The 26,796-nt window shown below is 35.2% G+C and carries 26 protein-coding genes and 1 pseudogene; 24 read left to right on the top strand and 3 right to left on the bottom strand.

Features of this window, described 5'->3' with window-relative positions:
- Positions 1-36 precede the first annotated feature (36 nt).
- Positions 37-963 carry a DUF6427 family protein gene (locus JJL45_RS03400; protein WP_068603211.1) on the top strand — a complete coding sequence of 309 codons (927 nt, stop codon included), beginning with the start codon at positions 37-39 and terminating at the stop codon, positions 961-963.
- Here the strand turns inward: JJL45_RS03400 and upp are convergent.
- Positions 952-1,610, bottom strand: a pseudogene (gene upp, locus JJL45_RS03405) (uracil phosphoribosyltransferase). The gene JJL45_RS03400 and the pseudogene upp sit on opposite strands and share 12 nt — an antisense overlap.
- A 71-nt stretch (positions 1,611-1,681) precedes the next feature.
- Between upp and JJL45_RS03410 the strand changes: the two are divergent.
- Positions 1,682-2,287, top strand: coding sequence for a DUF4254 domain-containing protein (locus tag JJL45_RS03410; protein ID WP_068603213.1), 606 nt, complete (start codon positions 1,682-1,684; stop codon positions 2,285-2,287).
- Between the two features lie 172 nt (positions 2,288-2,459).
- Positions 2,460-3,440, top strand: a complete 981-nt coding sequence (locus JJL45_RS03415; RefSeq protein ID WP_317191989.1) for a glycosyltransferase family 9 protein — start codon at positions 2,460-2,462, stop codon at positions 3,438-3,440.
- A 41-nt stretch (positions 3,441-3,481) separates the two neighbouring features.
- On the opposite strand, the gene JJL45_RS03420 is transcribed toward JJL45_RS03415, so the two are convergent.
- Positions 3,482-4,537, bottom strand: a complete 1,056-nt coding sequence (locus JJL45_RS03420; protein ID WP_068603218.1) for a ferredoxin--NADP reductase — start codon at positions 4,535-4,537, stop codon at positions 3,482-3,484.
- Positions 4,538-4,721: 184 nt separating this feature from the next.
- Between JJL45_RS03420 and JJL45_RS03425 the strand changes: the two genes are divergently transcribed.
- The 13 genes from JJL45_RS03425 (at position 4,722) to atpG (ending at position 16,217) form a co-directional block, all read left to right on the top strand.
- Positions 4,722-5,123, top strand: a complete 402-nt coding sequence (locus JJL45_RS03425) for a DUF2059 domain-containing protein (protein WP_068603221.1) — start codon at positions 4,722-4,724, stop codon at positions 5,121-5,123.
- Position 5,124: 1 nt separating this feature from the next.
- Entirely contained in the window at positions 5,125-6,603 is a 1,479-nt protein-coding gene (locus JJL45_RS03430) for a DUF5687 family protein (RefSeq protein WP_068603223.1), read from the top strand.
- Between the two features lie 8 nt (positions 6,604-6,611).
- Positions 6,612-7,307 carry an ABC transporter ATP-binding protein gene (locus tag JJL45_RS03435; RefSeq protein WP_068603225.1) on the top strand — a complete coding sequence of 232 codons (696 nt, stop codon included), beginning with the start codon at positions 6,612-6,614 and terminating at the stop codon, positions 7,305-7,307.
- 117 nt (positions 7,308-7,424) lie between these two features.
- Complete coding sequence (locus JJL45_RS03440; protein WP_068603230.1) at positions 7,425-9,980, top strand: tetratricopeptide repeat protein; 2,556 nt, start codon at positions 7,425-7,427, stop codon at positions 9,978-9,980.
- A gap of 12 nt (positions 9,981-9,992) precedes the next feature.
- On the top strand, positions 9,993-10,406 hold the full coding sequence (locus JJL45_RS03445; protein ID WP_068603235.1) for a polymer-forming cytoskeletal protein: 414 nt from the start codon (positions 9,993-9,995) through the stop codon (positions 10,404-10,406).
- The gene (locus JJL45_RS03450) at positions 10,369-10,611 is read left to right on the top strand and encodes an AtpZ/AtpI family protein (RefSeq protein ID WP_067146698.1); all 243 of its coding nucleotides are present in this window, start codon (positions 10,369-10,371) and stop codon (positions 10,609-10,611) included. The genes JJL45_RS03445 and JJL45_RS03450 overlap by 38 nt, the downstream gene beginning before the upstream one ends.
- On the top strand, positions 10,604-10,978 hold the full coding sequence (locus JJL45_RS03455) for a DUF6168 family protein (RefSeq protein WP_082935931.1): 375 nt from the start codon (positions 10,604-10,606) through the stop codon (positions 10,976-10,978). Before JJL45_RS03450 ends, JJL45_RS03455 begins: the two co-directional genes overlap by 8 nt.
- 138 nt (positions 10,979-11,116) lie before the next feature.
- Positions 11,117-12,238: a F0F1 ATP synthase subunit A gene (atpB, locus tag JJL45_RS03460; protein ID WP_410529950.1), complete on the top strand. Its 1,122-nt coding sequence runs from the start codon at positions 11,117-11,119 to the stop codon at positions 12,236-12,238.
- Positions 12,239-12,277: 39 nt separating this feature from the next.
- A complete protein-coding gene (atpE, locus tag JJL45_RS03465) occupies positions 12,278-12,466 on the top strand; it encodes an ATP synthase F0 subunit C (protein ID WP_004569351.1) in 189 nt (62 codons plus the stop codon).
- Positions 12,467-12,570: 104 nt separating this feature from the next.
- Complete coding sequence (locus tag JJL45_RS03470; protein ID WP_067146702.1) at positions 12,571-13,071, top strand: F0F1 ATP synthase subunit B; 501 nt, start codon at positions 12,571-12,573, stop codon at positions 13,069-13,071.
- 7 nt (positions 13,072-13,078) lie between these two features.
- Positions 13,079-13,615, top strand: a complete 537-nt coding sequence (atpH, locus tag JJL45_RS03475) for an ATP synthase F1 subunit delta (RefSeq protein ID WP_068603237.1) — start codon at positions 13,079-13,081, stop codon at positions 13,613-13,615.
- Between the two features lie 59 nt (positions 13,616-13,674).
- Positions 13,675-15,255 (top strand): F0F1 ATP synthase subunit alpha, encoded by a 1,581-nt coding sequence (gene atpA, locus JJL45_RS03480; RefSeq protein WP_067146705.1) that lies wholly within the window; start codon positions 13,675-13,677, stop codon positions 15,253-15,255.
- 101 nt (positions 15,256-15,356) lie between these two features.
- On the top strand, positions 15,357-16,217 hold the full coding sequence (atpG, locus tag JJL45_RS03485; RefSeq protein WP_068603239.1) for an ATP synthase F1 subunit gamma: 861 nt from the start codon (positions 15,357-15,359) through the stop codon (positions 16,215-16,217).
- A 132-nt stretch (positions 16,218-16,349) separates the two neighbouring features.
- Here the strand turns inward: atpG and JJL45_RS03490 are convergent, their stop codons facing one another.
- Complete coding sequence (locus JJL45_RS03490) at positions 16,350-19,010, bottom strand: T9SS type B sorting domain-containing protein (RefSeq protein WP_202664249.1); 2,661 nt, start codon at positions 19,008-19,010, stop codon at positions 16,350-16,352.
- A gap of 385 nt (positions 19,011-19,395) precedes the next feature.
- On the opposite strand from JJL45_RS03490, the gene JJL45_RS03495 reads away from it, so the two are divergent.
- From JJL45_RS03495 to JJL45_RS03530, 8 genes are all read left to right on the top strand, one after another.
- A complete protein-coding gene (locus tag JJL45_RS03495; protein ID WP_068603243.1) occupies positions 19,396-20,868 on the top strand; it encodes a polysaccharide biosynthesis C-terminal domain-containing protein in 1,473 nt (490 codons plus the stop codon).
- Complete coding sequence (dut, locus tag JJL45_RS03500; protein ID WP_068603246.1) at positions 20,858-21,292, top strand: dUTP diphosphatase; 435 nt, start codon at positions 20,858-20,860, stop codon at positions 21,290-21,292. Before JJL45_RS03495 ends, dut begins: the two co-directional genes overlap by 11 nt.
- A gap of 90 nt (positions 21,293-21,382) precedes the next feature.
- Complete coding sequence (locus JJL45_RS03505; RefSeq protein ID WP_068603247.1) at positions 21,383-21,697, top strand: GIY-YIG nuclease family protein; 315 nt, start codon at positions 21,383-21,385, stop codon at positions 21,695-21,697.
- Positions 21,698-21,839: 142 nt separating this feature from the next.
- On the top strand, positions 21,840-22,859 hold the full coding sequence (locus tag JJL45_RS03510) for a sugar phosphate nucleotidyltransferase (RefSeq protein ID WP_068603248.1): 1,020 nt from the start codon (positions 21,840-21,842) through the stop codon (positions 22,857-22,859).
- Positions 22,860-22,972: 113 nt separating this feature from the next.
- Positions 22,973-23,293, top strand: coding sequence for an antibiotic biosynthesis monooxygenase family protein (locus JJL45_RS03515; protein ID WP_068603253.1), 321 nt, complete (start codon positions 22,973-22,975; stop codon positions 23,291-23,293).
- A 57-nt stretch (positions 23,294-23,350) separates the two neighbouring features.
- Positions 23,351-24,712: a tetratricopeptide repeat protein gene (locus tag JJL45_RS03520; protein WP_068603256.1), complete on the top strand. Its 1,362-nt coding sequence runs from the start codon at positions 23,351-23,353 to the stop codon at positions 24,710-24,712.
- Positions 24,712-25,479 (top strand): DUF4292 domain-containing protein, encoded by a 768-nt coding sequence (locus JJL45_RS03525; protein WP_068603259.1) that lies wholly within the window; start codon positions 24,712-24,714, stop codon positions 25,477-25,479. The genes JJL45_RS03520 and JJL45_RS03525 overlap by 1 nt, the downstream gene beginning before the upstream one ends.
- Entirely contained in the window at positions 25,480-26,709 is a 1,230-nt protein-coding gene (locus tag JJL45_RS03530) for a murein hydrolase activator EnvC family protein (protein ID WP_068603261.1), read from the top strand.
- Positions 26,710-26,796 lie beyond the last annotated feature (87 nt).

The following is a 26,796-nucleotide window of genomic DNA, read 5'->3' on the forward strand; positions in this document are numbered from 1 at the left end:
TAGTATATTTACGAAGCAAAAATACAAAAACAGTTAATGTTAACAAGCTTTTTTAATAAATCTAGACCAATAAATTTTATCATAGTATTTTTTATAACGCTTCTGGCGTTTGCAATACCTCGATTAAATTTACAGTTTGAAGCTTTAGAGTATGTTTTTATTATAAAACAAGTTGGGATGTTGTTAACTATTTATGCATCCATATTACTCCTAAACTTTATAGTTATAAAAAACAGTTTAACCGAAAGCAATCACTTCGAAATCTTGCTTTTTAGTTTGTTTTTGCTGTTTCTAACCCCAACAACCGAGCATGCTAACGTTATTTATGCTAACTTTTTTTTGTTGTTAAGTTTGCGTCGTATTATCAGTTTACGATCGCAAAAGGAAGTTAAAAAGAAACTGTTTGATGCGGCATTTTGGATTGCCATTGCTACCCTGTTTTATTTCTGGTCTATTCTATTCTTTGCTTTAATACTGCTGTCTTTAGCCTTGTATACCGATAATAACTTCAGGCATTGGGTAATTCCATTTTTAGGAGTTTTAGCCGTGTTGCTAATAGGTTCAGCAACTTCATTAGTGCTTTACGATAACTATTTTCACATTTTTAATATACCTTCGGTTGTTGTTAGTTATGACTTTAGTCCTTATAATTCCATTAACTATTTGGTAGCAATTACCTTATTAGTGTCCTTCGGAATTTGGTCGACTTTCTTCTATTTAAATAATATAAAAAAGAAGAAAAAAGTATTTCGAGTGTCTTTTAAAGTTATTGTTCTTGCTGCGGTTATCGGGTTTTTAATCGTAATTGTGGCCCCTGATAAGAATGGAAGTGAGTTTTTGTTTGCTTTCACACCATTAGCAATTATTCTGGCCAGTTACATCGAAACCATTGAAGAATTATGGTTTAAAGAGCTGTTTTTAGCCATACTTATTTTGGTGCCATTTATTTTGTTAGTGCTGTAGTTTTGCACCAAAGGCTAAGTCGCCGGCATCGCCTAATCCAGGAATGATATAACCTTTTTCATTAAGCTTGTCATCTATGGTTCCAATCCATAATTTAGTGTGTTTACCAAAATGGTTTTTACAAAATTCACACCTGGTTTTGCGCCAATAACGCTTATAAGATGAGTGTCTTTTGGGGTTCCAAAAGCTTTTAGGGCTTCAAAAGTGGCCACCATCGATTGGCCTGTGGCTAACATAGGATCGGCTAGAATAAGTGTTTTGTTCTCTAAACTCGGGCAAGCCCAATATTCCACCACAATTTCAAAAGTTTCAGGATTGTCTTTATGTTGTCGGTATGCGGAAATGAAAGCATTTTCAGCACGATCAAAATAGTTTAGTAAACCATTGTGAAGCGGTATACCAGCTCTTAAAATGGAACATAAAACAATCTCGTTTTGGGGCAGTTTAGCTGAGCTTGTTCCTAGGGGTGTTTGCGTTTTTTCTGAACGATAATTTAAACTCTTACTCATTTCGTAAGCTAAAATTTCTCCAATGCGTTCAATGTTTCTTCTAAAACGCATGGCATCCCTTTGAATGTTTACATCTCTTAGTTCCGAAAGGAAGCTATTTAATATGGAGTTTTGCTTTGATAAATTGTGAATTTCCATGGCTTCAAATTAGGTATTCTTTAGTAAAGTTAGTGAATTATAAGTATCTTTGCATTTTAAAAATTGAGACTATGTTTACAGATAAAGCAAATGCTATTTTTCAAGAAGTTATAGAGAAGTATCACGTTATAAATACGGTTGATCAGCCTTTTGAAAATGCATATCCAGAAAGCGATTTATTAGAGCATTTATTATATAGAAAATGTTGGATTGATACGGTGCAATGGCACTATGAGGATATTATTCGTGATCCGCAAATTGATCCTGTAGCCGCTTTAACTTTGAAGCGTCAAATTGATGCTTCAAATCAAGATAGAACCGATATGGTTGAGTATATCGATAGCTATTTTTTAGAAAAATATAAAGAGGTAAAAGTTAAAGATAATGCTACTATTAATACCGAAAGTCCTGCTTGGGGGGTTGATAGATTATCAATTTTGGCTTTAAAAGTTTACCATATGCATGAAGAAGCGACTCGTGAGGATGCTTCTCCTGAGCACAAAGCTGCATGCCAGAAAAAATTAGACATTTTACTAGAGCAACGCGTAGATTTGTCTACCGCTATCGATACACTTTTAAACGATATCGCCAACGGTGATAAGTACATGAAAGTGTATAAGCAAATGAAAATGTATAATGACGACGAGTTAAACCCAGTACTTCGTTCTCAGAAATAAGAGGCTTTTAAAAATTAAGTTTTCCGTCAACCTGAACTTGATTCAGGTTCTCATAATGATTGATTTTCAATAAGATGAGATTCTGAAATAAATTCAGAATGACGAATTTTAACACTTTTTAGACAGCCTTCTCATCCTTTAAGTTGAGATGCCAAATTCAAAACATATATTAGTGATACGTCTCTCTGCTATGGGAGACGTTGCTATGTCTGTACCTGTGTTACGTGCAGTTATTAAGCGATATCCTGAGGTAGAAATAACGGTTTTAACACGAGGCTTTTTTAAGTCTTTTTTTAGAGATATTCCAAGGGTAAAAGTCTATACGGCCGATGTTAATGGAACTCATAAAGGCGTACTCGGACTTTATAAATTGGCAAAAGAACTTAATGAATTTGGGTTTTATGCGGTTGCCGATTTACACCATGTATTAAGAAGTAAAATTTTAAAACAGTTTTTAAAATGTAAACGTTTTGTGGCGCTTGATAAAGGTCGCAAGGAAAAGCATTTATTGATTTCAGGTGAAAAATTTGAACCTTTAAAAACAACACATCAGCGCTATGCAGATGTTTTTCAGAAATTAGGTTTTCCTATCGATTTATCAAATCCGAACTTTCCGGAGCGTGTCGTTTTAAATGATAGGTTATTAAAACTGCTAGGTCATGATTCTAAAAAATGGATTGGTATAGCACCTTTTGCTGCACACCAAGGTAAGGTGTATCCATTAGATTTAATAAAAACAGTAGTGCGGCAATTAACACCGCATTATAAAGTTATTTTATTTGGTGGCCAAGCAGATCGCGAAGCCTTAAATCATTTTGAAAACACGATAAATCTTGCTGGCAAATTGTCTTTTGACGAGGAGTTAGATATCATTTCTAATCTGGATGTCATGCTTTCTATGGACTCTGGTAATGCGCACTTAGCCGCCATGTTGGGGGTTCAAGTAGTCACTATCTGGGGTGTTACACATCCGTATGCAGGCTTTGGACCTTTTAATCAGCCGGAAGAAAACGCGTTATGTGCCGATAGAGCACAATTTCCGAAAGTGCCAACCTCAGTATATGGTAATAAATATCCAGAAGGCTATGAGCATGCCGCAGGCAGTATTTCTCCAGAAACCGTAGTAGCAAAATTAAAAAGTTTACTTTCTTAACTCCTTAACTTCATATAAATTCATCTCTTCTGAACCCCAACCTAAACATCATCAAAATCAACGGCAATAGTTGCAGTCGTAGGGTGTGCTTGGCAGGTTAAAATTAAGCCTTCCGCAACTTCACTTTCTGTTAGAATATTGTTTTGTCTCATAGTAGCTTCACCTTCAGTAATTCGTGCTAAACAGCTGCTACAAATACCGCCTTGACAAGAGTATGGTGCGTCTAAATCTTCATCTAAAGCCGCTTCTAAAATGGTTTGTTTTTGAGACATCTCGAAGGTGGTTGTTTCATCATCAACCGTTACCGAAATTTTTGAAGTACCACTAGCAACGTCTTCAGTTTTAACTTCAACAGGTTTAGCCGCTTTAAAAAGCTCGTAATGGATACGAGAAGCTTCTGTGTTATGCTCGGTTAAAACATCTTTTACAGTATGAATCATGGCTTCTGGACCACATAGGTAATACGCATCGACATCGATGTGTTTGTGCTCATTTTTCATCACATAGTTCACCGTGCTTTTTTCTATACGACCAAAAATAGCATCTTCTTCGTCTTGTTGACTGAAAACAAATTGAATAGAAAAACGATCTTTATAAGCATGTTGTAACTCTAAAAGTTCGTTTAAAAACATAGTGTCTTTAGTTGTTTTGTTACCGTAAACCAGAATAACTTTACTTTGAACTTCTTCTTCTAAAGCACATTTTATAATGCTTAAAATAGGTGTAATACCACTTCCTGCGGCAAAAGCTGCGATATTCTTTGTTTTAGAGTCGTTTGGTTCAAAAACAAAACGACCTTTTGGAGGTGCCACTTCTAAAGTATCTCCAACTTTTAAAGTTGAATTTGCATAAGCCGAAAAGGTGCCGTCTTGAACTTCTTTAATGGCTACTTTTAATTCGCCACTTTTAGGCGATACACACAACGAGTAGTCACGACGTACTTCATTCCCATCAATTTCAGTTTTTAAAGTGATGTATTGTCCCGCTTTAAATTGAAAAGTTTCTTTAAGGTTTTCAGGGATATTAAAAGAAATACTTATAGCTTTTGAAGTTTCTCTTGTTATATTTTTTACTGAAAGTTTATGGAATGATGACATGTGCATTATTTTTTAGCAAAAATAGTGAAGCCTTTAAAATTTAAGATGTTTTTTAAGAAAATAATATGTAAGAATATTGTGTATATTTGATTGATTCGTAATTTAAATCTTAAATCGTATTGTAACATATATTAAAATACAAAAACCTAATAAATAACTGATATTAATTTAATCCCTTAACAAAATGAAAAATTTCCTTTTAGCATCCCTTTTACTTGTTGTGAGTTTTGTAAATGCTCAAACTAATGAAGAATTTAAAAATGAAGCCATTGAGTTTATGAAACTTACAGGCGCAACATCGGCTTTTGATGCTGCCATAGATCAATTAGGTACTTCGGTGCCTGCTGACAAAAAGGAGGCCTATACTATAGAAGCTCAAGAGACCTTAACGGGGCTATACAATCAGATGGCCGATTTGTACATGAGTGAATTTACTCATAAAGAAATAAAAGACTTAATAGCTTTTTATAATTCGCCATTAGGTAAAAAATTAGTCTCAAAACAATTATCAATAACTCAAAAAGCCATGAATCTTGGACAAAATTGGGCTGTAGAGGTGCGTGATGTAGCCAATAAGTACCAGTAATATGCTCAAACTTTTTTTAGGTTTAGAGTGGAAGTCTTTTTTTAGATCGGCAAGTTTTGGTAAAACCTTAGGGTTGAAAATAATAATGGGCTTTTTTGCATTATATTTTATTGTAATGTTTTTAAGCCTTGGTATTTCAGCTTTTTTTATTTTAAAAGAAACTTACCCTAACCAAGAGCCACTATTTGTTGTAAATAGCTATTTGTTTTACTGGTTTTTGGGCGATTTGGTTATGCGCTTCTTTTTTCAGAAACTTCCGGTTATGTCTGTGAAGCCTTTACTCACGGTGCCTATAAAACGCAATAAAATCGTTAATTATGTTTTATGGAAGTCAACCGTAGCATTTTTTAACTTTTTGCCTTTATTTGCCGTAATTCCGTTCGGACTGACTTTAATTTTTAACGGTTATCCAACTGGGAATGTCATCATCTGGATGTTAGCATTGCTGCTACTCACCTTAATAGTTAACTTATTAAATTTTATTATCGAAAGTCTTAGTGCTCAAAATGAACTGTCGGCCTTGCCTATAGTTGTCATTTGTTCTGTGTTATTTGGCTTAGATTATTTTCAAATTTTATCTATTTCAAACCTTTTCGGACAAGCGTTTTATGCGATTTATGAAAGCCCAATATTTATAGTAGTTCCTATTTTGGTTTTAGGGGTTTTATATCGGTTAAATTTTAAGATGCTTCGCCAAAAATTATACTTAGATAGTGGATTGAAAACCAGGGTCGAAGAGGTGAAGTCATCCAATTTAGAATGGACTAATTATTTTGGAGATATGGCGCCATTTATGCGGCTGGATTTAAAATTAATCTGGCGTAATAAACGCACAAAATCTTCCGTTTGGATGCTACTTCTAGGGTTATTTTATGGGTTGTTTTTTTATACGAATGAAAAGTATATTAATGCACCATGGATGTATATCTTTATAGGCGTTTTTTCTACAGGGAGTTTTTTAATCAATTTCGGACAATTCATTCCTGCTTGGGATAGCACGTATTACAAGCTTTTAATGAGTCAGAATATTAAATATGAAAAGTATTTAAAATCGAAATTTACCTTAATGGCACTTAGCGTGATTATCCTTTTCGTTTTAGGTATTCCTTACGTGTATTTTGGGTGGAAAATTCTATTGGCTCATTTTGCCTCAGCCATTTATAATGTTGGGGTGAATACCCATGTGATGCTTTATGGTGGTTCATATAATCGAAAAAAGATAGATCTTAACCAAAAGGCAGCTTTTAACTATCAAGGTACAGGCGCTATGCAGTGGTTAATAGGTATACCATTGCTTGTGGTACCTATGGTTATTTTCGGGCTACTTTATTACTTTTTAAATTTTGAGTATGCCTGTGCAATTATTGCTGGCTTAGGGGTTATTGGAATTGTTTTACACGACAAGTTATTGGGGATAATAACCTCGAAATATTTAAAATCAAAATACGAAATGATTCATGCTTTCGAGCAAGATAACTAATTGAAAATATGATTACGACTTCTAATTTAACTAAAAAATATGGAGGCACTCAGGTTTTAAGCATTGCGTCTCTAGAAATTCCTAAAGGTCAAAGTTTTGGCTTGGTAGGAAATAACGGCGCTGGAAAAACCACATATTTTAGTTTGTTACTCGATCTAATTAAGCCTTCAACAGGGTTTATAAATTCTAATGGCGTTCAAGTTAGTACGAGTGAAGACTGGAAGTCTTTTACGTCATCCTTTATAGATGAAAGTTTCTTAATCGGATATCTTACTCCCGAAGAATACTTTTATTTCGTAGGGGAATTGCGAGGGCAAAATAAAGCTGATGTAAATAAGGTTTTGCTTGAGTTTAAAGATTTTTTTCATGATGAAATATTAGGGAAAAGAAAATATTTACGTGATTTAAGTAAAGGCAATCAGAAGAAAGTAGGTATTGTAGCAGCTTTAATAGGGAGTCCTGAAGTGGTTATTTTAGATGAACCCTTTGCTAATTTAGATCCAACAACGCTAATTCGTTTAAAGTCTATAATCAAAGATATCGCCGAAAAACAAGGGGTTACCGTGCTTATTTCAAGTCATGACTTATTGCATATTACCGATGTTTGTGAGCGTATTGTTGTTCTAGAAAAAGGAGAAATTATAATGGATTTAGAAACCAATACAGAGACTTTAAAGGAATTGGAAGCGCATTTTGCAAATTAGTTTCCTTTTTAAAAGTGATTACATTATTTAGGTTAATTCAAAAAGATGCTTATTTTTACCCCTATATATAATAATTACAAGCCTTTGTAGTTATTATTAAGACTAAAAAAACCAGCGTTGAAAACATTTTTTAAAGTCTTAGTAACCTGTGTATTTTGTGCTTTATTCGCCTTAAGTTGCTCCAGGAAAAAAGACAAATTTATTAGTAGAAATTATCATGCCGTTACAGCCGAATACAATGTGCTTTTTAACGGTTATAATGCTTTAGAGGCTGGTAAATCTACTTTAAATGCTTCTTATTTTGATAATTATTGGGAGGTTCTCCCCGTAGAGCGCATGCAGATTTCTGAGGAAATTTTACTTCCTGGTCAATCTCGAAACGAAAATTTTACCATCGCTGAAGACAAAGCGGCAAAAGCCATTCAAAAGCATAGTATGCATATTGATGGTAAAGAAAAAAATCCGCAAATGGATGAGGCATACCTGTTATTAGGTAAGGCACGATATTTCGATCAGCGTTTTATTCCGGCTTTAGAAGCTTTCAATTACATTCTTTACAAATACGCGGCTAGCGATAAAATTAATCAGGCGAAAATTTGGCGTGAAAAAACCAATATGCGTCTCGATAATAATGAATTGGCTATTGAAAATCTAAAACGTTTATTACGATATGCCGATATTGAAGATCAAGATTTAGCCGATGCCAGCTCAACTTTAGCTCAGGCATACATTAATACCCAAGTTATAGACACTGCCATAACAAAATTAGGCGTCGCGGCGCAGGCTACTAAAAGTCATGATGAACGTGGTCGTTATCTTTTTATTCAGGGGCAGTTGTATAATGAATTGGGGAAAAAGGATAGTGCTAATATGGCTTTCGATAAGGTTATTGCTCTCAAACGTAAAACGCCAAGAGTATATTGGGTAGTAGCACATCTTGAGAAAATTAATAATTTCGATTTTGAAAATGGCGACAAACTTGCCATGAGCGAAATGCTTACCGAACTTGAGGAAAACAGAGAGAATCGTCCATATTTAGATAAGATCTACCATCAAATTGCAGTGTATCACTTAAGAAATGGTTCCGAGTCCATAGCTACTCGCTATTTCAATAAATCTTTGCGAACCAATACCCAGGACACTTATTTAAAGGCTAAAAACTACGAAATTCTAGGTGATATGAATTTTGATAATTCTGTTTATGCTAAAGCGGGACAGTATTACGATAGTACCATGATGAATATGACCGAAAATTCTAAACCTTTTCGCGTCATGAAAAGGAAGCGGGATAATTTAGCGGATGTCATATTGTATGAAGGTATTGCAAAGGTTGATGATAGCATTATTGGCTTAGTAAACATGTCAGAGGCCGATCGTCAACAGTATTTTACTGAATATGTTACCGAGCTAAAACTTAAAGACGAAGCACTTAAAGCTCAAGAGGAATCAGCGAAGCGTAATAGTGGACTAGTAACTGTGAACAATCCGGTTGGTGGGGTGCGTACGGGAAGTCCAGATCAGGCACCTTTGTTTTATTTTTATAACCCCACAACGGTCGCTTACGGAAAAAACGAGTTTGTTAAAGTTTGGGGCGATAGGGTTGTTGAAGATGATTGGCGTTTGTCGAGCAAAGGCATTGCGGTAGGTCCAACCGTTGCAGAACCTGTTGCTGTTGCAGAAACGGCTTCCGATGAAGAGCGATTTGATCCGGAATTCTATATTTCAAAAATTCCTTCAGATAAAAAGGTTATTGATAGCATTTCTAAAGAGCGCAATTATGCCTATTATCAGTTGGGATTAATCTATAAGGAGAAGTTTAAAGAATACGAATTGTCTAAAGATAAATTTCAGGATTTATTAGAAAGCGATCCAGAAGAGCGCTTAGTGTTGCCTTCAAAATATCATTTATATAAAATTTATGAATTGCTAGGCGAAACCGATGAAGCTGAAATTGCAAAAAAAGAGATCATTTCAAAGTATCCCGATTCTCGTTATGCTCATATTTTAGAACATCCGGAGTTGGTAACTGATGCAGATGAAAATAGTCCGCAGTATATTTATGAAAAATTATACGAACAATATGAAAATCAGCAATTCCAAACGGTAATTTCAAAATGTGAAGAGTATATTAACCGTTTTGATGGGGATCCCATTGTACCAAAACTTGAATTGTTAAAAGCATCGGCCTCAGGACGACTAAATGGGTTTGAAGCCTATAGTGAAGGTGTCAATCGAGTAGCTGTAGAATATGCCAATACCGAAGAAGGTAAACAAGCCAAGCACATCGCATCAAAAGTTTTGCCAAAACTGGCATCGAGGGAATTTGTTGCCGATGTAGATGGCGTTCCAGAACACTATAAAGTTGTTTTTAGTTTCACTGATGAGTCTGACGAAACCATTTCAAAATTTAAAACCACTTTAGATGAGGTGTTAAAAAACATCAGTAATTATTACGTGTTAAAATCCTCTATAGATGTTTACAATGCGAATACGTCATTTGTGGTCGTTCACGGTTTAAATACCAAACAACTTGCAGAAACATTTCACCAAATCCTACTTAGTAAAGATAAGAGTAAAATTAATGTCCCCTATTTTGTAGCATCGTCTACAAACTATCAAATTATTCAAATTCATAAAAATTTGGATGATTATATGAATCTCTACAATAAATAACTTAACCAGATTATGTTTTCAGATAATAAAAAAGAAAAAACCATGGCAGAAGGCGGATCAAGTCAGAATTTAATAGCACAAGGCACAAAAATAGTTGGTGATTTAGCCAGTGAAGGTGATTTTAGAATCGATGGTACGATTGAAGGTAATATAAAAACGACAGGAAAAGTAGTCGTTGGTAAATCAGGATTAATAAAAGGAACTCTAGATGGTACCGATGCGTACTTTGAAGGGAGCTTCTCAGGGAAATTAACCTTATCTGGTACATTAACACTAAAGTCTTCAGCACGTATTGATGGTGAAGTGGTTTCAGGAAAGTTAGCTGTCGAACCAGGCGCTACATTTAATGTAACGTGTTCTATGAACGGCACAGGAATAGCATCTCAACATGGACAACAAAAATCAAAAGCCGAAAAATCAGCTTAATAAATACGTTAGGTTTACTTCCATAGCATTACAAATGGGGTTAACCATATATTTAGGTAGTCTGTTAGGTGGTTGGGTCGATTCTAAATTAGGAAACACCAATCAATTGTATTATAAAATCATAACATTGCTAGCTGTTTTTCTAGCAATGTTTTCTGTTATTAGGCAAGTCCTTAATATCACAAATAACGATAAGAATGATTAAAAGAATTCTCGTTTTTGCATTATGTATACTGTTGCTTTTTGCGATTTCATTAAGTGTGCATAGTTACTTTATAACCCAACCGATGGCTTTTGAGCTTTGGGAGGTGTATCTATATCATGCCGTAGCGGCTTTTATAGTGTATGTGTGTATTGAGGGTGTGTCGCATACGTTACCTAATCAGGCAGGTTATGCTTACTTGGCTTTAATGCTTTTTAAAATCGGAATTTTTGTGTTTGTTTTTAAAAACTCGGTATTCGAAAATGAGGCTTTAACGCGTCCAGAACGCTTGGCTTTAGTGGTGCCGTTATTCCTTTTTTTAATAGCCGAAGCCATTGGTGTTGCACGATTGTTAAATAACCAAAAATAAGCACAATAAAGCTTAAAGTTGCTAATTCTAGATAACTATAAATACTAATTATAAAAAACCCCTTGCCTTTTTAAATTATTATGTACATTTGCACAAAATTTTAGAAAGCGTAATTTTTCATTAGTTTATAAAAATATGATGCTAGTAAAACAAACTACCAAGTTTATTGCAATTTTAGTTTTATTGATGACTTCAGTTTCGAGCTTTGCAAATACTCAAGAGCATGGCAATCAACATCATGAGCAGGGGGATAAAGTAGATTCTCCAGAAGAAATTAAAGATTATATTGCGCATCACTTAAAAGATTCACACGATTTTCATTTGTATACCAATAATGAAACGGGAAAACACGTTGGTTTTCCGTTGCCAGTTATTGTTTGGACTAGTGAAGGGTTAAAAACTTTTATGTCTTCAGAATTTCATCACGATGATAACGGTCAAGTTATCGTAGAAAAAGGTGGTGTTAAATTAACAAAAATTCACAGTAAAATATACGAGTTGGAAGCTGGGGCAGAAGCTGTAGCTTTTGATGATCATCATCATGCTGAAAATGCACATAAGGTTTTAGATTTTTCTATTACTAAAAGTGTCTTCGGGATGTTGTTAACAGGGGTGTTAATGCTTCTAATGTTTGTGTCTCTTGCTAGAGCATACAAAAAAGGACCTATACCAACTGGTGTTTCTAGAGCTTTAGAACCGTTGGTAATTTATGTGCGTGACGAAATTGCACGTCCGAATATTGGTGAGAAGAAATACAGAAAGTTTATGTCCTTTTTGTTAACCGTATTCTTTTTTATCTGGATATTGAATTTACTAGGCTTAACGCCATTTGGATTTAACGTAACAGGTCAAATTGCTGTAACAGCATGTTTAGCGATCTTTACCTTAGTTATATATATGTTTAGTGGTAGTAAAGATTTCTGGGCACACACCTTATGGATGCCAGGAGTACCAGTAATATTACGTCCGATATTAGCGGTAATAGAGCTTGTTGGTTTTATATTAATTAAACCATTCTCGCTTCTAGTACGTTTATTTGCCAACATTACAGCAGGACACTTCGTAGTTATGAGCTTAATTGCTTTAATGATTACGATGAAGCAAGCCTTTGGCCCTGTAGCTTCTACAGGAATGTCGTTGGTATTATCATTATTTATTATGGTCATTGAAATTTTAGTGGCCTTTTTACAAGCGTTTATTTTTACGATGTTATCATCGTTATTTATAGGTATGGCTGTTGAAGAACATGACCATCATTAATAAGAATTTGTTTAATTAATATTTTAAAAATCAATTAGTATGTACAATTTAATTGGAGCAGGTTTAATCGTTATCGGAGGTGGTATCGGTTTAGGTCAAATTGGTGGAAAAGCAATGGAAGGTATTGCTCGTCAACCAGAAGCAGCTGGAAAAATCCAAACTGCAATGATCATTATTGGAGCTTTATTAGAAGGTTTAGCATTTGGTGCGTTAATCTTAGGTAAATAATCCTGCAAGAAACAAAGTAGAAGCAGCATTCTGTAACGGTTGGTTACAGAAGCTGTTTTTAAAATTAAACAAAAAAAGAAGTTAAACTTATTATATAGTTACACATGGATCAGTTGTTAAATGATTTTTCTCCAGGATTGTTTTTTATGCAAGCCATCATCTTATTAATCTTAATTGTATTAATGAGAAAGTTTGCCTGGAAACCTATTTTAGATTCTTTACAAACTAGAGAAGACGGAATCAAAGATGCTTTAGATGCCGCTCAAAATGCAAAATTAGAATTAGAAAATCTTCAAGCCGATAACGAAAAGTTATTACAAGAGGCCAGAGTAGAGCGTGAAACTTTATTAAAAGATGCACGTGATATTAAAACTAAAATGATTGAAGACGCTAAAGGTGAAGCTGAATCTCAAGCTAACAAAATGATAGAGCAAGCGCAAGCTGCTATTGAAAGCGAAAAGAAAACTGCTATGGTAGAGCTTAAAAAGCAAGTAGCCGATTTATCTTTAGAAATCGCTGAAAAAATGGTGCGTAAAGAATTATCTAGCAATGACAAGCAATTAGAATTGGTGGAAACCATGCTGTCTGAAAAATCATTAAACTAATAGCATAATGGCAGGAGCAAGAGCAGCAATACGATATGCTAAAGCAGTATTAAATGTGGCATCAAATCAAGGTACAGCCGAGGTTGTAAATAATGATATGAAGCTTATCACTAATACGATTGCAGAAAGTAAAGACTTAAGAGACATGCTTCAAAGTCCTGTAGTACCGTCTTCAGTAAAAAAATCGGTTTTATTAGAAGTATTTAATACAGCAAGTAAAGATGTATTAAGCTTAATCGATGTTTTAATCAAAAATAACCGAATCAATATTTTCGATCAAGTGGCTTTAAAATACAGCCAGTTATTTGATGAATTAAACGGTATAGAACACGCTACAGTAACTACTGCAGTAGCTTTAACAGCAGATTTAGAACAGCAAGTTTTAGCAAAAGCTAAAGCGCTTTCTGGAAAAAATGTTGAAATTAAAAATATTATCGATGAAAGCATTATTGGTGGTTTCATCTTACGTGTAGGTGATTTGCAGTATAACGCAAGTATCGCAAATCAGTTAAACAAATTAAAAAGAGAATTTACATTAAATTAAAAAGTTTTTAGATACGTGGTAGACAACATCACCTATCTAAAGTCTAATACTAAATAACGATGGCAGAAGTAAAACCAGCTGAAATATCAGCAATCTTAGAAAAACAACTTTCAGGCTTTGAGGCAGGTGCTTCATTGGATGAAGTAGGAACTGTATTAACTGTAGGTGATGGTATTGTACGTGCTTACGGATTGTCTAACGCACAATATGGTGAGTTAGTTGAATTCGAAGGCGGATTAGAAGGTATCGTACTTAACCTTGAAGAAGATAACGTTGGTATTGTATTATTAGGAGGATCTGTAGGTGTTAAAGAAGGTTCTACTGTAAAACGTACAGGACGTATCGCTTCTATTAATGTAGGTGAAGGTATTGTTGGTCGTGTTGTTGATACTTTAGGTACTCCAATTGACGGTAAAGGTCCTATCTCTGGTCAAACTTACGAAATGCCTTTAGAGCGTAAAGCTCCTGGTGTTATTTATCGTGAGCCTGTTACCGAGCCATTACAAACTGGTATTAAATCTATCGATGCCATGATTCCTGTAGGACGTGGACAACGTGAGTTAGTTATTGGTGACCGTCAAACTGGTAAAACAACAGTTTGTATCGATACTATCTTAAATCAAAAAGAATTCTACGATGCAGGTGAGCCTGTTTATTGTATCTATGTTGCTGTAGGACAAAAAGCTTCTACAGTTGCAAATATTGCTAAAGTTTTAGAAGAAAAAGGAGCCCTTGCTTATACAACTATTGTGGCGGCAAATGCTTCCGATCCTGCTCCAATGCAAGTTTACGCGCCAATGGCGGGTGCTGCAATTGGTGAGTATTTTAGAGATACTGGTCGTCCAGCTTTAATTATCTATGATGATTTATCTAAACAAGCGGTAGCTTACCGTGAGGTATCTTTATTATTACGTCGTCCACCAGGACGTGAGGCGTATCCAGGTGACGTTTTCTACTTACACTCTCGTTTATTAGAGCGTGCGGCTAAAGTAATCAATAACGATGAAATCGCTAAAGATATGAACGATCTTCCAGATACCTTAAAACCTATCGTGAAAGGTGGTGGATCTTTAACAGCTTTACCAATTATTGAAACACAAGCTGGTGACGTATCAGCTTATATTCCAACAAACGTAATTTCGATTACCGACGGACAAATTTTCTTAGATGGTGATTTATTTAACTCTGGTGTACGTCCAGCGATTAACGTAGGTATTTCGGTATCTCGTGTTGGTGGTAACGCTCAGATTAAATCAATGAAAAAAGTATCAGGTACTTTAAAATTAGATCAAGCACAATTCCGTGAGTTAGAAGCTTTCGCGAAATTTGGTTCTGATTTAGATGCTGTAACTTTAAATGTAATTGAAAAAGGTAAACGTAACGTTGAAATCTTAAAACAAGCACAAAACGATCCGTTTACTGTAGAAGATCAAATTGCAATCATCTACGCAGGTTCTAAAAACCTGTTAAGAGATGTGCCAGTTGAAAAAGTTAAAGAATTTGAAAGAAACTTTTTAGAGTTATTACGTTCTAAGCACAGTGGTGTTTTAGCAACTTTAAAATCTGGAAAATTAACTGATGAAGTTACAGATACTTTAACAGCTGTAGCAAAAGATTTATCAGCACAATATAAAAAGTAATTCAGGATTTAGAATTCAGAATTATGAGTTTTAAGCCTACAGGTAACACTATAGGATATAAAAAATTCATAATTCATAATTCATCATTCATAATTTGACAAATGGCAAATTTAAAAGAAATACGTAACAGAATATCTTCAGTATCTTCAACCATGCAAATTACCAGTGCCATGAAAATGGTATCGGCTGCAAAGTTAAAGAAGGCTCAAGATGCTATTACTGGAATGCGTCCTTATTCAGATAAGCTAACTGAACTTTTACAAGGTTTAAGTGCGACTTTAGACGCTGATTCTGAAAGCAAATATTCTGAACAACGTGAGTTAAAAAAAGTGCTTATTGTAGCGATTACTTCTAACAGAGGTTTAGCAGGTGCTTTCAATTCAAATATTATTAAAGAGGTTAACCTTTTAACTTCTGAAAAATATGCGAACCAAGAAGTATCTTATGTTGCTGTTGGAAAGAAGGCGAATGACGCTTTCAAAAAAACCAATCGTGTTATAGCTAACGAAAGTGATGTTTACGACGATTTAACTTTCGAAAATGTAGCTGTTATAGCAGAGTCTTTAATGGAGAAATTTGTTGAAGGTGAGTTTGATAGAATTGAAATCGTTTATAACAAGTTTAAAAATGCCGCGACTCAAATCGTAACTACCGAACAATTTTTGCCAATTGTTCCTGTTGAAGGCGAAGTTGATAATGATACTTTTTACATTTTTGAACCTTCAAAAGAAGAGATCATTGAGCAATTAATACCAAAGTCTTTAAAAACTCAGTTATACGGAGGTATTAGAGATTCATTTGCTAGTGAGCACGGTGCTCGTATGACGGCTATGCATAAAGCAACCGACAATGCTACCGAGTTAAGAGATCAGCTTAAATTGACTTACAACAAAGCACGTCAGGCAGCAATTACTAACGAGATCCTTGAGATTGTTGGTGGTGCCGAAGCTTTAAATAACTAAATTCTAGAAACTAACATTAGTTTCAAATATATATTAAAAAACCTCACATTTTGTGAGGTTTTTTTGTTTTTGGTGTTACGAGTTATCTATTATTGAATCTTTAAAGCGTTTCAAAATTGTTTTTAAATCTGCTTAGCGTTTCAAACTAAAATGCCCAGTATAGGTGGTGTTGTTCACGATGATAACATACCAGTAATCATCAGAATGCATTAATTCTCCGTTATAAGTACCATCCCACGAAAATGAATCGCTTTTGCTGTGCTTTAAGAGTTTCCCAAAGCGATCAAAAATAGAGACTTCATTAATAAGGATATTGGTGCTACTTTTTAATTCGAAATTGTCATTATATCCATCGTTGTTAGGAGTAAAAAATTTGGGAATTTCAAAGTGTACATGTTCAAATGAACTAGTGGTATCGCAGGTATCATTTTTAACCACAATATTATAAACTCCAGAAGGCATGTTGTAAAAAATGTTTTGGCTTTGATAACTATGTCCGCCGTCTATGGAGTATAAATAATTGCCTGAATTAGACATGTAAATAGCAATATCACTTTTTTGCGACTCCACCTTATCAATTACAGGTGGATCGATTTTATTTACTGTAAAAGTAGCTTTTCTAGACAAGCATCCGCTTTCAGATATATCAACGCTATATTGGCCTTCTTGATTTACAGTGATGCTTTCTGTGGTTTCACCGGTACTCCATAAAAAGCTTGAACCACTTGCGTTGTTGTTTGTTGTTAAAATAACAGATTCGTTAATACATAAATCGAAGTCATAAGTTTCTGTTACGATAGTGCTTTCTATATCCCACGAACAAGTCGTGTTATTGAAAGTAGCCGTTTCCCAGCATTCTAGATTAGTAGGTTGTGCAGGTTGCGTACCAGTAACCTCCCATGCACAAGTAGTATTATTAAAGGTTGCCGTTTCCCAACATTCTAAATTAGTAGGTTGTGCAGGTTGCGTACCAGTAACATCCCACGCACATGTTGAGTTATTGAAAGTAGCCGTTTCCCAGCATTCTAAATTATTAGGTTGTGCAGGTTGCGTACCAGTAACCTCCCATGCACAAGTCGTGTTATTGAAAGTAGCCGTTTCCCAACATTCTAGGTTAGAAGGTTGCGTTGGTTTGGTTCCAGTAACGTCCCACGCACATGTTGAGTTATTGAAAGTAGCCGTTTCCCAACATTCTAAATTAGAAGGTTGCGTTGGTTTGGTTCCAGTAACGTCCCACGCACATGTTGAGTTATTGAAAGTAGCCGTTTCCCAACATTCTAAATTAGTAGGTTGCGCAGGTTGCGTTCCAGAAACGTCCCAAGAACATGTTGTATTATTGAAAGTAGCTGTTTCCCAACATTCTAAATTAGTAGGTTGCGCAGGATGAATACCTGTAACCTCCCACGCACAAGTAGCGTTATTGAAAGTAGCCGTTTCCCAGCATTCTAGGTTAGTGGGTTGCGCAGGCTGTGTTCCAGAAACCTCCCACGCACAAGTAGTTTTATTAAAGGTTGTCGTTTCCCAACATTCTAGGTTAGTAGGTTGCGCAGGTTGCGTTCCAGAAACATCCCACGAACAAGTAGTGTTATTGAAAGTAGCTGTTTCCCAACATTCTAAATTAGTAGGTTGAGCAGGCTGTGTTCCAGAAACCTCCCACGCACAAGTAGTTTTATTAAAGGTTGTCGTTTCCCAACATTCTAGGTTAGTAGGCTGTGCAGGTTGCGTTCCAGTAATCACCCATGTACATGTTGCTGGGTCAAGTGTGGCCGTTTCCCAACATTCTAATCCTGTAGGCGGTGTTGTGGTTTGTATGTTTATTTGAAAGGTGTCAGAATACGAAATACAATTTGAATTGTTTAAATTGTTAGCGTATTCTGCAACTTTGGCGCGGTAATACATAGCGGTAGTTATACCCGATACATTTAAATCTTCAGAGGTTGCGCCTGAGATATCTGTCCAGTTTGTACCATCATTACTTTCTTCCCATTGATAGAAATGAGTGTTGAAAACGGTATGATCTGGAACAGCTGTAATGGTGGTGCTATAAGGTAGATTAGCAGGGCATACATCGACTTGATCGCTTGTTCCATCGGTAATACTAATAGAATCCCCGCAACTTCTAAATACGATATCATCAATAGCTAAATCGTTTCCATAGCCTCCAATACCGTTGTTTACCATCTTTAAAACCACTTCGGTTTGTCCGGCTTGAGTTTGGAAAACGAGACCATATTGTTCCCATTTGCCAGGTTCTCCCAATAAGCTTCCATAAAAGTCCCCGGTATCTCCTGATTTAATTATGGTAGTTTCTGTACTATCCCATATTTCAAAACTAACGTTACAAGGGTTTGGATAGCTCCCTCCGTGCAAGTCATCACGTGGCGTTAAGTTAAGAACCCATGAGGAAAACTCGTAGGTGGTATTCTCACAAAGCCCAGTTACCCGTAAATTAAAAAATTCACCCTTTACAAAATCTGCATTTACGAGCAGCATGCGGCCATTGGTGTCCCCCGCTGTATGGTCTTCGGTATTAAACCAATTAAATTGTTGATAGTTCATATTAGTAACGGTATATTTCCCATCACCAAACGGAGTAGGTGGGTTACCTAAAAAGGTGTAATTGGTGGTTCCAGGAGGGGGTAAAGGAATGTGTTGTGTGGCAGATGATGGTGCTGTACCGAAATCTTCAATAAAAATTGGAGCGCCAGAGTTTCCTCCACAGAAGCCTAGTTGGGCATGTAAACTTAATATACTTATAAAAAAGAATAAAGAAGAACATAATGTTTTTCTCATTTTTAGAATTTGGGGCATGTCTAAATGTTTTAAAAAACGATATTAATTAAAAGCCTTAAAGGCAGCTGACTAAAATCTAACCTATACAGGTTTAATATTACCTTATTGATAAAATTTTGGTGAAAATTTTAAGACTTAATTAAGTAATCCGTCAAATTAATGGATAATTATAGATTTAATGAGGTTTCTCAACTAGACAAAAACTAACAGTTGGAAGAAAATTCGTTAATATGGTTTAAAAACCGCTTTTTTAATGAATGTATTTAAATGACGTATGCAGGATGAAAAACCATTTACCATCATGACTTTTTCCGCTTACATAATTCCTCAGAATTGATGATTTTGATTTAATTTGTGTACTTTTAGCCATCTAAATATAATCTGTTTGGGAGGACTCAAAAATTTATTCAAACAAACATTCATTTATGGTTTAGCTACGGTTTTACCTCGAATGCTCAGCTTTTTATTAGTGCCTTTATACACCACTAAGGGGGTGCTATCTTCTGTTGCCGAGTATGGTGAAGTATCGGTTATATTTTCATATTTCGTACTTTTTAATGTGGTTTTAGCTTATGGGATGGAAACCGCTTTCTTTAGGTTTTTTAATAAAGACCTCGATAAGTCTATCGTTACTAGTACCGTTTCCATATCACTCATACTTTCTTCATTCGGATTTTTCGCTATAGCGTTTCTATTCAAAGGTTATATTGCCGAATTTATAGAGATCAAGGAGCGCTATGTATCCTATGTGTTTTGGATTTTACTTTTAGATGCCCTAGTGATTATTCCATTCGCTTGGCTTAGAGCAAACGAGCAGCCTACCCGCTATGCTTTAATTAAGATTTTTAATGTGATTGTGAATATTGGATTGAATATATTCTTCTTATTGGCTTTAAAAAACTTGGCTGCTAAAGGTGTTATATTTAAAAGTTTATACATCCCTAATTTTGGCGTGAGCTATATTCTAATTGCTAACGTTATAGCAAGCGGCATCACCCTTTTAATCATGTTGCCTTTTTATGTACGGTTAAAATATAAATTCGATCTTACTTTATGGAAAAGTATGATGAAATATGCCGTCCCTGTATTAATTGCCGGTGTTGCTTTTTCGATTAATGAAACTTTCGATCGTATTTTATTAAATCATCTTTTGCCAGCCGATATCGCAAAAACTCAAATCGGACTGTATTCAGCATGTTATAAATTAGCCTTGTTTATGACTTTATTTGCTACGGCATATAGGTTGGGTATTGAGCCTTTTTTCTTTAGTCATGCAAAAGCCAAAAATCCGCAAAAAAATTATGCGCTCATTTTAGAGTTTTTTGTCATTTTTGGTTCTATCATTCTTTTAGGAGCTATTGTTTTTGTGGACCTTTTAAAAGTAATTATCGTTCGTGGCCAAGGTTACTGGGAAGCCATGTGGATTGTACCCTTAATACTCATTGCAAACTTTTGTTTAGGGATATACCATAACCTTTCGGTGTGGTACAAAATTACAGACCGTACCCGTTTTGGAGCTTATATTTCCATTTTCGGAGCTTTAGTGACTTTAATTTTAAATTTTTGGCTCATTCCTATTATTGGTTATCGCGGGTCGGCAATAGCCACATTAGCAGCCTATACTTCTATGATGTTTTTATCGTTTTACTTCGGAAGAAAATATTATCCCATACCGTATAATCTTAAAAAAATAGGTTTATATATGGGTAGTTCCATCGTTTTGTCACTATTATCGTTCTATGAATTTAGAGGTAATTATGTGATCGGAGTTTCAATGTTAATTGTATTTTTGGGTGTCGTATATTATTCAGAACAAAAAGTAATCAAGCAACTTTTAATAAGAAAGCATGAAGATTAAAATTATAAACAAATCCAATCATGAGATGCCAAACTACGAAACCTTGGCTTCCGCAGGGATGGATTTACGAGCAAATTTATCAGAATCAAGAGTTTTAAAACCTCTAGAGCGTAGTATTGTAGGAACCGGCTTATTTATTGAATTACCAGTAGGTTATGAAGCACAAGTGCGCCCAAGAAGTGGTTTAGCCGCTAAAAAAGGGGTTACCGTTTTAAATGCGCCAGGAACCATTGATGCCGATTACCGAGGTGAAATAGGGGTGATTTTAGTTAATCTTTCTCATGAAAATTTTACCATTCAAAATGGCGAGCGTATCGCACAATTAGTTATCGCGAAACACGAGCGTGCCGAATGGGAAGTTGTAGAAGCACTTACCGAAACCGATCGTGGTGAAGGTGGTTTTGGAAGTACCGGGGTGAAGTGATAAATTCCTGCGAAGGCAGGAATCTCATGATTTAAAAAAAATAGTCAATTCGCAAGAGCAGTATTTAATAGAAACGTATATTATTAGAAAATGCCATTTTGGTACGTATACATTATGACGAACAAACCCAACGGGGTATTATATATTGGAGTAACAAACAATATTGAAGAACGCGTAAAAGAACATCAATTAAAAATATATCCAAAGTCATTTACAGCAAGGTATAATTGTGATAAATTGGTTTATTTTGAAGAGTTTGAAGATGGAGCTGAAGCCGAAAAAAGAGAAAGACAATTCAAAAAATGGAAGCGGCAATGGAAAGTAGAGTTAATAGAAGATATGAATCCGAGTTGGACTGATATAAGTGTCAACTGGAATTTAAATTATAATACGTTAAGATCGTGAATACCTGCGAAGGCCGGATTATTAAAAATTAAAAAGTAGATTTTCAGGTCGTAACGATAAAAGAATATTAATATAATAAGATTCCTGCCTGCGCAGGAATATGTTTAACATTAAAAAGATACCCGCCTGCGCGGGCATTCGTATGAAAATAATAGTACCAATGGCGGGACGCGGATCTCGTTTAAGACCACACAGTTTAACCGTACCAAAACCATTAATTCCAGTTGCAGGACAACCTATTGTTCACCGGTTGGTAAAAGACATCGCTAAAGTTTTAAAACAACCCATAGAAGAAATTGCCTTTGTTTTAGGTGATCCAGCTTGGTTTGGTGACGATGTGGTGTCTAGTTTAGAAGATTTAGCTAAAAGTCTAGGAGCTAAAGCATCCATTTATCGTCAGGACAAACCCTTAGGAACGGGCCACGCTATTATGTGTGCTAAACCATCGCTTTCAGGGCCAGCCGTTATTGCTTATGCCGATACGTTGATTCGTGCGCAATTTGATTTAGATCCTAGTGCCGATAGTGTGATTTGGACTAAGCAAGTAGATAATCCAGAAGCTTATGGTGTCGTTAAATTAAACGACAATCAGGAAATCGTTGAATTGGTTGAAAAGCCAGAAACTTTTGTTAGCGATCAAGCGGTTATAGGAATTTATTATTTTAAGGATGTAGCTGTTTTAAAAGATAAATTACAAGAAATCCTAGATGAGAACGTTATGAACGGAGGCGAATACCAAATTAATGATGGTATTAAACGTATGATGGCCGATGGGAAAATTTTTAAAACAGGAACCGTTGATGAGTGGATGGACTGCGGAAATAAAGCCATTACCGTTGAAACGAATCAGCGTATGTTAGGATTTTTAAAAGCTGATGGTGACGAACAGTTAGTTGCTACTTCAGCCAAATTAGAAAATGCTAATATCATAGAGCCTTGTTTTATCGGTGAAAATGTTGTTATTAAAGATGCTACTGTTGGTCCGTTTGTATCTATTGGAAACGATAGTGTTATTGAAAACGCAACTATTAAAAACAGCTTAATACAAAGTCATACAAGTATTAAAAACGCGACTTTAGATGAGGCTATGATTGGTAATCATGTAAAATATAACGGGGAATTTACAAGCATTAGTATTGGTGATTATTCTGTTCTAGAATAATTCCTGCGAACGCAGGAATCTTATAGTGCTGAGTTGTGAATATCAATTTACCCCAAAAGTCTTGCTGAGCTTATTGACGCATCACTTTAAAAGGAATTAATTATTTACGCTATATGTATATTGTTATTTATAGGTTTAAAGTCAAACAAAATCTAGATCAAGATTTTATTAAATCCTGGAAAGGACTTACCGATTTAATCTATAAATATGAAGGCAGCCTTGGATCAAGGTTACATAAGGAGAAACCTAATCATTATATCGCCTATGCCCAATGGCCAAGTAAAACGGTGTTTGAAAACTCAGGCGGAAAATTACCAATTGAAGCGAATAAATATAGAGATTCCATGCGATTAGCATGTGACAAGATTGAAGTTAGTAACAAACTTGAAGTTGTGGAAGATTTACTAATGGATAAAATACATGTTGAAAAATAGCTTAAAGATATATTGAAACTAACTAATTTTGCCTTACTTATTGAAGCATCATAAAAAATGAAAAATAAAATCTACATCCTTTGTTTGCTTTTCGGAATGCTATGGTTTCCGCAGGTAAACTATGCCCAAGTAGATTTTAATAAAAAACCAGATGACGATTTAGGTAATAAGGAAGATGAATTTCAAGAACTCTTTTTTGAAGGTCTAAAGCAAAAGGGCATTGAAAACTACGATAAGGCTGCTGAAGCTTTTGAAAAATGTATTAAAATCGATAAATCGGTTCCTGTGATTTACTTTGAATTGGGTAAATGCTATAATCATCTTAAAAATTTTGGTGCCGCCGAAGATGCTTTAAAAAAGGCCGTCGATAAAGATCCTGATAATGAATGGTATTTAGATGAGTTGTACGGCTATTACGCTGCGCAAAACGAACATGATAAAGCCATTAAAACCGTTAAACAGCTGGTTAAATACCATCCCGATTATAAGGAAGATTTAGCTGCTCTTTATGCGCGAACAGAAAAATATGATGATGCTTTAGAAATATTGGATGAATTGGATGCCGAATTTGGCATTTCGATGAGTCGGGATATCATGCGAAATCGTATTTATGAAGCTTCAGGTAGAAAAAAGGATCAGATAGAAAATTTAGAAGCCCGTGTTGAAAATAACCCTGAAAAGGAATCCAATTATTTGGCTTTAATTTTCCGATACAGTGAAAGTAACGAAAAAGAAAAGGCCTTTGAAACGGCTAAGGAATTGTTGAAAATAAATCCGAATTCGCAATTAGTGCATTTGGCTTTATATAAATTTTATCTGGATGATAATGAAACAGATAAGGCGGTAGAGTCGATGAAAATTGTGGTTCAGAGCAATGAAATTAAACCCGATGCCAAAATGAAGGTGCTTACCGATTTTATGGCCTTTGTGCAAAATAATCCGGAGTATGAACCCGATTTAATTGAAGCGACTGCCTTGGTTAGCGATTCAAACAGCAGTAAAACGGTTATGGAATTGGGACAGTATTATTTGTCTAAAAATGAAAAAGAAAAGGCTTTAACGTATTTTGAAACTGCACTGCGTTTAGAACCTAATAATTTTAATACCCTACGTCATGTGATGCTTTTATATATCGATTTAAAAAAGTATGATTTGGCTAAGGAAAAAAGTGAGGAATCTTTACAAAAATACCCCGCACAACCCTTATTTTATTTGATAAATGGCGTGTCTTTAAATGCTTTAAATCAACCTAAAAAAGCCTTGTCGTCATTAGAAATGGGGCTGGATTTTATTATAGAAGATTCTCAAATGGAAATCGATTTTTATTCAGAAATGAGTAAAGCCTACACCATGTTAAACAATACAGCCAAAGCGAAAATATATAGTGATAAAGCCAAACAAATTCAATCCTCAAATTAATGCGTAAATCTGTATATATCAGTTTAAGTTTCATGCTTTTATTACTGTTTAATTGCAAGTCGGTAAAATCTATAAAACCGGGAGAAGAAAACTTAAAACTATCCACGAAGCAATTAATAAAAGTAAATAACGATCAGGAGGCTCAGTTTAAAACCTTGCAGTCCAAACTTCGAATTGGCTTTACCCAACAAGGAAAATCACAAACCTATACGGTGACATTACGCGCTAAAAAAGATGAAGTGATTTGGATCAATGCGCCTTTTTCGGTGATTAGAGCTATGATTACCCCCGACAGACTCAGTTTTTACAATAAATTAGATAACACGTATTTTGATGGTGATTATCAATATATCAGTAAGTTGTTGGGTACTGACTTTGATTTTCAGAAGGTTCAAAATCTGTTGTTTGGAGAAACGATTTTTGATTTAACCACCAATGATTATACAGCTTCTGTTGCCGATGGAGCTTACGTGGTTCAACCTAAACAGCAGCAAGCTTTGTTTGAGATTTTCTTTTTATTAAGTCCGAAAACCTTCAAAGTGACCTCACAACAAATTTCACAACCATCAGAATTTCGTCATTTGCAGGTCGATTACGAAGCTTATCAGTTGGTTGAAAATCAAAATCTTCCGCAGCGCATTAAGGTAATGGCTGTCGAGGCTAATGAAGAAACGATTATTGACTTAGAATTTAAAAATGTGACTTTAAATGAAGATTTTAGATTTCCGTTTAAAATACCTTCAGGATTTAAAAAAATTGAGCTATAAATGCTAAGATTACCTGCCACATATAAAACCCTTTTTCTAGGCCTTGTTTTGCTTTGCAATCTTGTTGGTTTTGCTCAAAATAATAAGCAGAAACAGTTGGAATCGCGTAGGCAAGAATTACGCCGAGAAATTCAGAAAATTAACGAATTGCGCATCGAGCATAAATCTAAGGAAAAATCGGAGCTATCGTTAATTGAAGATTTCAATTATAAAATCAATGTGCTTTCTAACCTGATTAAAGTCACCAATCAGCAGGCCAATTTGTTGTCTAGAGAAATTAATAACAATCAGAAACATATTTCCGAATTACGAGACGAATTAAAGCAGCTTAAAGCAGACTACGCTGCTATGATAGTGAAATCTTATAAAAGTAAAAATCAGCAAAGCCGTATCATGTTTTTATTGTCTTCGGAAGACTTTAAACAGGCTTATAAGCGTATTCAATATATTGAGCAATACTCGAATTACCAGAAGAAGCAGGGCGAGCTGATAAAAGATAAAACAAACGAACTTCAAGAAACGAATATGAAGTTGCTGAAACAGCAAGAGGAGAAAAAGGCTTTAATTGCTGAAAATAGAATTACCCAAAAATCATTAGAAAAAGAGCGTAAAGATCATCAAGTTTTGATGCAGTCTATTAAGAAAAACTTGTCGTTATACGCGTCTCAAATTAAAGAAAAGCAGCGTGAGGCGGATAGAATTGACCGAGAAATAGACCGTTTAATTAAGGAAGCCATTGCAAAATCGAATGCGAAAGCTGGTAAAACCACGAGTTCAAAAAGTTTTGCTTTAACAGCTGAAGAAAAGGTATTAGCTTCTAATTTTATGGCCAATCGTGGGAAATTGCCTTGGCCTGTAGAACGTGGTGTGGTACGTTTGGGTTATGGTACACAACGTCATCCTATTGATAATTCATTAACGATAAAAAGTAATGGTGTGCGTATTGAGACCTCTAAAGGGGCTAAAGTTCGTGCTGTTTTTAATGGTGAAGTGAGTGAGATTTTAAGGATGAAACACGTAAACCCTATCGTGATGATCCGTCATGGTAATTACCTAACCATCTATAAAAACTTGTCGAAAGTTTACGTTAAAAAAGGCGAAAAGGTCGTTACCAAGCAAGAAATAGGTGAGGTGGCAACCAACCCAAGCAATGGTGAAACCATTTTAAGTTTTATACTTTCCAAAGGTCGCGATACCGAAAATCCAGCGAGTTGGATTTATAAAATGTGATTTGTTTTTAGAGGGTTTTGACGATGTTTGATTAGTTTGTTTATGTTCGGTGATTAAATTAATAAACCCATTTACAGATAAGTAAAA

The sequence above is a fragment of the Tamlana sp. s12 genome (assembly GCF_016767215.1).
Classification (GTDB): domain Bacteria; phylum Bacteroidota; class Bacteroidia; order Flavobacteriales; family Flavobacteriaceae; genus Pseudotamlana; species Pseudotamlana agarivorans.